This window comes from Streptomyces cinereospinus, from assembly GCF_042430725.1.
Classification (GTDB): domain Bacteria; phylum Actinomycetota; class Actinomycetes; order Streptomycetales; family Streptomycetaceae; genus Streptomyces; species Streptomyces cinereospinus.
Map to the genome: position 1 here is coordinate 1 of NZ_JBHMCY010000133.1, position 8,317 is coordinate 8,317.

Consider the following 8,317-nt stretch of genomic DNA (forward strand, 5'->3'; position numbering starts at 1 on the left):
CCCCTTCAACGCCACACCGAACCGAAGGACACGCCGACCTGACCAAGCACTACTATCGCCCGGCCCGCTACTCCTTCGAGTTCCAGCTGCTCGTACGGCCCTGAGGGGCGGACCGGTCTGGCGCGGGGGTTCGTCGCAATGTCCGGACAAGGCGACCGGGTCCCGCTCCCCGGGCGGCCCCCGACGGCCCCCGTGTTCGATACTGGGGCGTTTGGGGGCGGCGGGACGGCCGGCCCCGTGGGGACCGGAAGAACGCGGCGAGAAGAACGCGGCGAGAACACAGCGAGAAGGGCACGGCCTCGTGGCACGGTTTCGGACCGGGTTTCGCACCTGGGTAGGCATCGCGGTGGCAGGGACGCTCTGCGCGTCCCTCGCGGGGTGCAGCAGCACGGGCGGCAAACGCGCCGAGGACGCCCGCGAGGCCGCGGCCGCGCAGGGGAAGGCGGCGGTGAACACCCCCCGCTGGACCTTTGCGATGATCACCCACTCGGGTGATGGCGACACCTTCTGGGACATCGTCCAGAGCGGCGCCGAGCAGGCCGCCGTCAAGGACAACATCGACTTCCTCTACTCCCACGACGACGAGGCCCAGCAGCAGGCGCAGCTGGTGGACGCGGCCGTCGACAAGAAGGTCGACGGCATCATCGTCACCCTCGCCAAGCCGGACGCGATGAAGGCCGCCGTCGCCCGCGCGGTCAAGGCGGGCATCCCGGTGATCACCGTCAACTCGGGCTCCGCCGAGTCCGCGGAGTTCGGCGCGCTCACCCACATCGGCCAGGACGAGACCGTCGCCGGCCAGGCGGTCGGCGAGGAGCTGAACGAGCGCGGCCGCAAGAAGGCGCTCTGCATCCTGCACGAGCAGGGCAACGTCGGCCACGAGCAGCGCTGCGCCGGCCTGAAGGAGACCTTCGAGGGCACCGTGCAGAACCTCTACGTCACCGGCACCAACATGCCCGACGTGCAGTCCGCCGTCGAGGCCAGGCTCCAGTCCGACGGCTCGGTCGACGCCGTCGTCACGCTCGGCGCGCCGTACGCCGACACCGCCGTCAAGGCCAAGCAGGGCGCCGGCAGCGACGCCGAGATCGACACCTTCGACCTGAACGCCAAGGTGGCCGCCGGGCTCCAGGACGGCACCCTCGGGTTCGCCGTCGACCAGCAGCCCTACCTCCAGGGCTACGAGGCGGTCGACCTGCTGTGGCTGTACAAGTACAACGCCGACGTCCTCGGCGGCGGCCGGCCGGTGCTCACCGGCCCGCAGATCATCACCAAGGACCAGGCGGGCGCGCTGGCGGAGTACACCGAGCGGGGCACCCGATGACCGCGCTCACCGACGACAGGCCCGTGCGCGCCTCCGGGCTGCGCAAGCTGCTCGGCCGCCCCGAACTGGGCTCGGTCGTCGGCGCCGCCGCCGTCTTCCTCTTCTTCGCCCTGGCCGCCGACAGCTTCCTTCAGGTGTCGAGCCTGAGCACCGTCCTGTACGCGTCCTCGACGATCGGCATCATGGCCGTGCCGGTCGCGCTGCTGATGATCGGCGGCGAGTTCGACCTGTCCGCGGGCGTCATGGTCACGTCGTCCGCGCTGATCTCGTCGATGTTCAGCTTCCAGATGACGGCCAACGTCTGGGCCGGCGTCGGCGTCTCGCTGCTGGTCACCCTCGCCGTCGGCGCCTTCAACGGCTTCATGCTCACCCGCACCGGGCTGCCGAGCTTCATCATCACGCTCGGCACCTTCCTGATGCTGACCGGCATGAACCTCGGTTTCACCAAGCTGATCTCCGGCACGGTCTCCACCAAGACCATCGCCGACATGGAGGGCTTCCCCACCGCGCAGGACGTCTTCGCCTCCACGCTCACCCTCGGCGGCGTCGACTTCAGGATCACCATCCTGTGGTGGTTCGCGCTGGTGGCCCTCGCCGGCTGGATCCTGCTGCGCACCCGCGCCGGCAACTGGATCTTCGCGGTCGGCGGCAACCAGGAGGCGGCCCGCGCGGTCGGTGTCCCGGTCGCCCGGACCAAGATCGGCCTCTACATGGGCGTGGCGTTCGGCGCCTGGATCTCCGGCCAGCACCTGCTCTTCAGCTACGACGTCGTCCAGTCCGGCGAGGGCGTCGGCAACGAGCTGATCTACATCATCGCCGCCGTCATCGGCGGCTGCCTGATCACCGGCGGCTACGGCAGCGCCATCGGCTCGGCGGTCGGCGCCCTCATCTTCGGCATGACCAGCAAGGGCATCGTCTTCGCCGAGTGGAACCCCGACTGGTTCACGTTCTTCCTCGGAGCGATGCTGCTCCTCGCGACCCTGCTCAACGCCTGGGTCCGCAAGCGCGCGGAGGCGGCCAAGTGACGCAAGCGGCGGAACGCACGGCACGCGTGGAGCTGGCCGGCGTCAGCAAGCACTACGGCACCGTCCGCGCCCTCGAAGGCGTCTCCCTGGAAGTGCACGCGGGGGAGATCACCTGTGTGCTGGGCGACAACGGAGCCGGCAAGTCGACCCTCATCAAGATCATCGCGGGGCTGCACCAGCACGACGGCGGCACCCTGCGGGTCGACGGCGAGGAGACCCGGCTCGGCTCCCCGCGCGAGGCCCTGGACCGCGGCATCGCGACCGTCTACCAGGACCTGGCCGTCGTCCCGCTGATGCCGGTCTGGCGCAACTTCTTCCTCGGCTCCGAGCCCCGCAAGGGCGCCGGCCCCTTCCGGCGCATGGACGTCGACCTCATGCGCCGCACCACCCACTCCGAACTGCTGCGCATGGGCATCGACCTGCGTGACGTCGACCAGCCCATCGGCACCCTGTCGGGCGGCGAGCGGCAGTGCGTGGCGATCGCGCGGGCCGTCCACTTCGGCGCCAGGGTCCTCGTCCTGGACGAGCCGACGGCGGCGCTCGGCGTGAAGCAGTCCGGGGTCGTCCTGAAGTATGTGGCGGCGGCACGAGACCAGGGTCTGGGTGTTGTGTTGATCACCCACAACCCGCATCACGCGTACCTGGTCGGCGACCGGTTCGTCCTGCTCAAGCGCGGCACGATGGTGGGCAGCCACGGGCGGGACGAGATCACCCTGGACGAGCTGACGCGGCAGATGGCGGGCGGGACCGAGCTGGACGACCTGCGCCACGAGCTGCAACGCCGCTAGGGGGTGTGTCGTTCGGATCATGCCCGCGTCGCGGGGCGACACGCCCTGACGCCCGGTCCGGCCGTCGCCGTCGCCGCCCGGAGGGCGGCGACGGCGGCGCGGGCAGCCGCACCCGGCAGCGCACCGGGACCCCGCGGGTTCGGCACCCCGCACCCCCGTGGGGCACAATCGGCGGCGATGAGCACCTACGGCACCTTCACCGCCCCCATCGGCTCCCGGCGTGCCCCCGCCCTCAGAACCATCGGCACCCGGGAGCGCCGGTCCCACCTGACCGCGCCGCGCGTGCCCACCGTCGGCATCGACATCGGCGGCACCAAGGTGATGGCGGGCGTGGTGGACGCCGACGGCAACATCCTGGAGAAGCTCCGCACGGAGACCCCGGACAAGTCCAAGAGCCCCAAGGTCGTCGAGGACACCATCGTCGAACTGGTGCTGGACCTGTCCGACCGGCACGACGTGCACGCCGTCGGCATCGGCGCGGCCGGCTGGGTCGACGCCGACCGCAACCGCGTCCTGTTCGCCCCGCACCTGTCCTGGCGCAACGAGCCGCTGCGCGACCGCATCGCCGGGCGCCTCGCGGTCCCCGTGCTCGTCGACAACGACGCCAACACCGCCGCCTGGGCCGAGTGGCGCTTCGGCGCCGGGCGCGGCGAGGACCACCTCGTCATGATCACCCTCGGCACCGGCATCGGCGGCGCCATCCTGGAGGACGGGCAGGTCAAGCGCGGCAGGTTCGGCGTCGCCGGCGAGTTCGGCCATATGCAGGTCGTGCCCGGCGGCCACCGCTGCCCGTGCGGCAACCGCGGCTGCTGGGAGCAGTACAGCTCCGGCAACGCGCTGGTCAGGGAGGCCCGCGAGCTGGCGGCGGCCGACTCCCCGGTGGCGTACGGGATCATCGAGCACGTCAAGGGCAGCATCGGGGAGATCACCGGCCCGATGATCACCGAGCTGGCCCGCGAGGGCGACGCGATGTGCATCGAACTGCTCCAGGACATCGGCCAGTGGCTCGGCGTCGGCATCGCCAACCTGGCCGCCGCCCTCGACCCGTCCTGCTTCGTGATCGGCGGCGGGGTCTCGGCCGCCGACGACCTGCTGATCGGCCCCGCCCGGGACGCCTTCAAGCGGCACCTCACCGGCCGCGGCTACCGCCCCGAGGCCCGGATCGTCCGCGCCCAGCTCGGCCCCGAGGCCGGCATGGTCGGCGCCGCCGACCTCGCCCGGCTGGTCGCCCGCCGCTTCCGGCGTGCCAAACGGCGCCGGGTGGAGCGCTACGAACGCTACGAGCGGTACGCGCAGGCCCGCCGCGGCCGGGAGTCGCTGTGACGGGCGCGCTGCCGCTCCAGGCCGGTCCGGCCGGCGAGCAGCGGGCGCCGGCCGGGGACCGCCGCCACGTGGTCCGCCGCCGGGCGCTCAGCCTGCTGATCATCGTGCTGCTCATCGGCATCCCCGCCGGCTACCTGGTGATCTCCGCCAACCAGAGCCGCAACAGCGGCAAGGACAAGGAGGAGAAGTACTCGGCGCGCGGGCTGACCAGGGGCTGGCCGTCGAAGGTGCAGCGGCGGCTGTACCAGGTGCCGATACCGCGTCCGGCCAGCAAGGTCGCCTGGTACGAGACGAACAACTGGAGGACCAGCCGGCTCTACGTGCAGTTCCAGACCACGCACGCCGGACTGGACGCCTTCCTCACGCAGGTGGGCGTCAGCCGGGCCGACCTGACCAGGGGCGACATCACCATCGGCTCGCGCGACCGGCTCGTCACGGGCTGGCGGTTCCCGGGCGCGGGCGCCCGGCCCGGCGCGAACTTCGGCCTGGTGCACGAGCAGAAGAACCCCAGGCCGACGCAGGACATCGTGGTGAACACGAGCAATCCCACGTACCCGATGGTGTACGTCGTCTCCCGTCTCGTCCCCTGACCGGTCCGCGCGTTCCCGATACCGTTCCGTCCGCCCGGCCCGTGCTGTCCCTCCGTCCGCGGGGAGCGGCCGTCGGGGCCGATTGTCAGAGCCCGCCCGTAGAGTCGAAGACGACTGATCCGAGGTGCGGGCGGGAGGTGACAGGACGTATGGGCGACACCGTGGGCGCGGCTGCGGGCGTGCCCGTGCGGCTGGCGGCCGTCTTCCTGCCCGCGCCGGTGCCCCGGCAGGGCCGGGTGGCCTTCTGGGACCCGGACGGCGGGAGCCTGCCGACGGCACCCGGCGCCGCGTCCGCGCCCCTGACCGTCGTACGACCGCACGGGGCCGGTGTCCGCCGCAGGGCGGCCCCGGCGCTGACCCTGCCGGTCGACGAGGCGCTGCCGTCGCTGATCCGGGCCCGGCACGACCCGGCCGCCCACCCCGCCGCGGCCTGCTGGGGGGCGGCCGCCCTGCACGCGCTGCGGCTGGTCGCGCGGGGCCGGCTGCTGCCCGGGCTGACGCCCACCGGGCACGACGCCTGGCGGGCCGGCCCCCTCGGCCCCGAGGACATCGCCCACCTGCGAGCGGTGGCCGCCGCGCTGCCGCACGAGGGACACGCGGTGCCGCTGCCCGGACCGGGCCCGCTGCGGCTGCCCGAGCCCGAGGCGCTGGTGCGGGCCTTCCTGGACGCGGTCGCGGACACCCTGCCGCGCACCCCCGCCGCCGCACACGCCTGCGGCGGCCCCTTCGCGGCCCGCGCGCCCCAGCCCCTGCCCGCCGCCCACGACTGGGCCGCGGAGGTGGTGGCCGGGATGGACGCGGGCGTGCGGATCTCGCTGCGCCTGGACCTGTCGGCGCAGGACCTGTTCGACACCGGCGAGGACGGCGACCGGGTGCGCCGCGCGGGCGCGGCGGTCGTGCAGGTGCACAGCCTCGCCGACCCGACGCTCGTGGTGGACGCGACGGCGCTGTGGGCGGGGGACACGGACGCCGCCCTCGGCCCCCGCGCGCGCGTGGACGCCGCGCTCGCGGTCCGGCGCGCGGCCCGCGTCTGGCCCCCGCTCGACCGGCTCGCCGAGCAGGACGTGCCCGACGTACTCGCCCTGTCCGAGCCCGAGCTGGGAGACCTGCTGGGCACCGCGGCGGACCGGCTCGCCGCGGCGGGCGTCGCCGTGCACTGGCCCCGTGACCTGGCCCGCGACCTGACGGCCGCCGCGGTGGTACGGCCCGCGCCGGGCTCGGCGACCGACGGCACCGGCTTCTTCGACAGCGAGGACCTGCTCCAGTTCCGCTGGCAGCTGGCGCTCGGCGGCGAGCCGCTCAGCGAGGCCGAGATGGACGCGCTCGCCGAGGCCCACCGCCCCGTCGTGCGACTGCGCGACCAGTGGGTCCTGGTCGACCCGGCGCTGGTGCGCAAGGCCCGCAGGCGCGAACTGGGCCTGCTCGACCCGGTGGACGCGCTCTCCGTGGCGCTCACCGGCAGCGCGGAGGTGGACGGCGAGCGGGTGGAGGCGGTGCCGGCCGGCGCGCTGGCCGCCCTGCGCGACCGCCTCACCGCCGGGGTGCGGCCCGCCGAACCGCCCGCCGGCCTGCGCGCCACCCTCCGGGACTACCAGCTGCGCGGCCTGGCCTGGCTCGACCTGATGACCTCCCTCGGCCTCGGGGGCTGTCTCGCCGACGACATGGGCCTGGGCAAGACCGTCACCGTCATCGCCCTGCACCTGAAACGGGCCCGCACGGAGCCGACCCTGGTGGTCTGCCCGGCCTCGCTGCTCGGCAACTGGCAGCGGGAGATCGAGCGGTTCGCCCCCGGCGTCCCCGTCCGCCGCCACCACGGCACGGAACGCACCCTGGACGGCCTCGACGGCGGCTTCGTGCTCACCACCTACGGCACCATGCGGTCGGCGGCGGCGACCCTGGCCGAGCGGAAGTGGGGCATGGTCGTCGCCGACGAGGCACAGCACGTCAAGAACCCGTACTCGGCGACGGCGAAGGCGTTGCGCACCATCCCGACGTCCGCCCGCGTCGCCCTGACCGGCACCCCCGTCGAGAACAACCTCTCCGAGCTGTGGGCACTGCTGGACTGGACGACGCCCGGCCTGCTCGGCCCGCTGAAGTCCTTCCGCGCCCGGCACGCGCGCGCCGTGGAGAACGGCGAGGACCAGGAGGCCGTGACCCGCCTCGCCCGCCTCGTCCGCCCCTTCCTGCTGCGCCGCAGGAAATCCGACCCCGGCATCGTCCCCGAGCTGCCGCCCAAGACGGAGACCGACCATCCGGTGCCGCTGACCCGGGAACAGGCCGCGCTGTACGAGGCGGTGGTGAGGGAGTCCCTGCTGGCCATCGGGACGGCCCGGGGCATGGCGCGCCGCGGCCTGGTGCTCAAGCTGCTGACCTCGCTGAAGCAGATCTGCGACCACCCCGCGCTGTACCTGAAGGAGGAGCACGGCCCGTACGGCGGTGACCGCCTCGCCGCCCGCTCCGGCAAGCTCGCCCTGCTCGACGAGTTGCTGGACACGCTGCTCGCGGAAGACGGCTCGGCGCTGGTCTTCACGCAGTACGTCGGCATGGCCCGCCTGATCACCTCCCACCTGTCCGGCCGTGCCGTCCCGGTGGACCTGCTGCACGGCGGCACGCCGGTGCCCGAACGCGAACGCATGGTGGACCGCTTCCAGGACGGTGCCACCCCGGTCCTGGTGCTGTCCCTCAAGGCCGCCGGCACCGGTCTGAACCTCACCCGCGCGGGCCACGTCGTCCACGTCGACCGCTGGTGGAACCCGGCGGTCGAGGAACAGGCCACCGACCGCGCCTACCGCATCGGCCAGACCCAGCCCGTCCAGGTGCACCGCCTCATCACCGAGGGCACGGTGGAGGACCGCATCGCGGAGATGCTCCAGTCCAAGCGCGCCCTGGCCGACGCGATCCTCGGCTCCGGCGAGGCGGCCCTCACCGAGCTGACGGACCGTGAGCTGACCGACCTGGTGTCGCTGCGGAGGGCGTCATGACGGGGGAGCGGCGACGGTCCCGGGCGTGGGGCGAGCACGAGGAGCCCGAGGAGAGCCGGGTGCCGGGCGGGGCGGAGCCCGCAGCGGCCGAGCACCCGGAGCACTGGGCGGACGCCGTCGCCGAGACGGCTCGGGCGCGGCCCGCCGACGTGGCACGCCGTGCGCTGCGGGCGGCCCGCGGGCGGGAGAGCCGGGAGGAGGATCCGGGTGCCGCGGATGCTCCGGCCGCCTCGGGTGCGCCGGGCGCTCAGGAGGGGCAGCACCTGCCCGGCGGCCGGGACCCGAAAGCCGC

The 8,317-nt window shown here is 73.6% G+C and carries 6 protein-coding genes and 1 pseudogene; all 7 read left to right on the forward strand.

Annotation, left to right across the window (positions count from 1 at the left end; genetic code table 11):
- Nucleotides 1-301: 301 nt before the first annotated feature.
- On the forward strand, nt 302-1,318 hold the full coding sequence (locus ACFF45_RS34740; protein WP_446697141.1) for a sugar ABC transporter substrate-binding protein: 1,017 nt from the start codon (nt 302-304) through the stop codon (nt 1,316-1,318).
- On the forward strand, nt 1,315-2,343 hold the full coding sequence (locus ACFF45_RS34745; protein WP_381351002.1) for an ABC transporter permease: 1,029 nt from the start codon (nt 1,315-1,317) through the stop codon (nt 2,341-2,343). Before ACFF45_RS34740 ends, ACFF45_RS34745 begins: the two co-directional genes overlap by 4 nt.
- On the forward strand, nt 2,340-3,131 hold the full coding sequence (locus tag ACFF45_RS34750; RefSeq protein ID WP_381351004.1) for an ATP-binding cassette domain-containing protein: 792 nt from the start codon (nt 2,340-2,342) through the stop codon (nt 3,129-3,131). The genes ACFF45_RS34745 and ACFF45_RS34750 overlap by 4 nt, the downstream gene beginning before the upstream one ends.
- Nucleotides 3,132-3,308: 177 nt before the next feature.
- Nucleotides 3,309-4,454: an ROK family glucokinase gene (locus tag ACFF45_RS34755; RefSeq protein ID WP_381351005.1), complete on the forward strand. Its 1,146-nt coding sequence runs from the start codon at nt 3,309-3,311 to the stop codon at nt 4,452-4,454.
- Nucleotides 4,451-5,044, forward strand: a complete 594-nt coding sequence (locus tag ACFF45_RS34760; RefSeq protein WP_381351006.1) for a sugar kinase — start codon at nt 4,451-4,453, stop codon at nt 5,042-5,044. The genes ACFF45_RS34755 and ACFF45_RS34760 overlap by 4 nt, the downstream gene beginning before the upstream one ends.
- Nucleotides 5,045-5,193: 149 nt before the next feature.
- Nucleotides 5,194-8,025, forward strand: coding sequence for an SCO1167/SCO6262 family helicase (locus ACFF45_RS34765; RefSeq protein WP_381351007.1), 2,832 nt, complete (start codon nt 5,194-5,196; stop codon nt 8,023-8,025).
- Nucleotides 8,022-8,317: pseudogene (locus ACFF45_RS34770) on the forward strand (hypothetical protein); the annotation flags it as partial. The gene ACFF45_RS34765 and the pseudogene ACFF45_RS34770, both read left to right, overlap by 4 nt.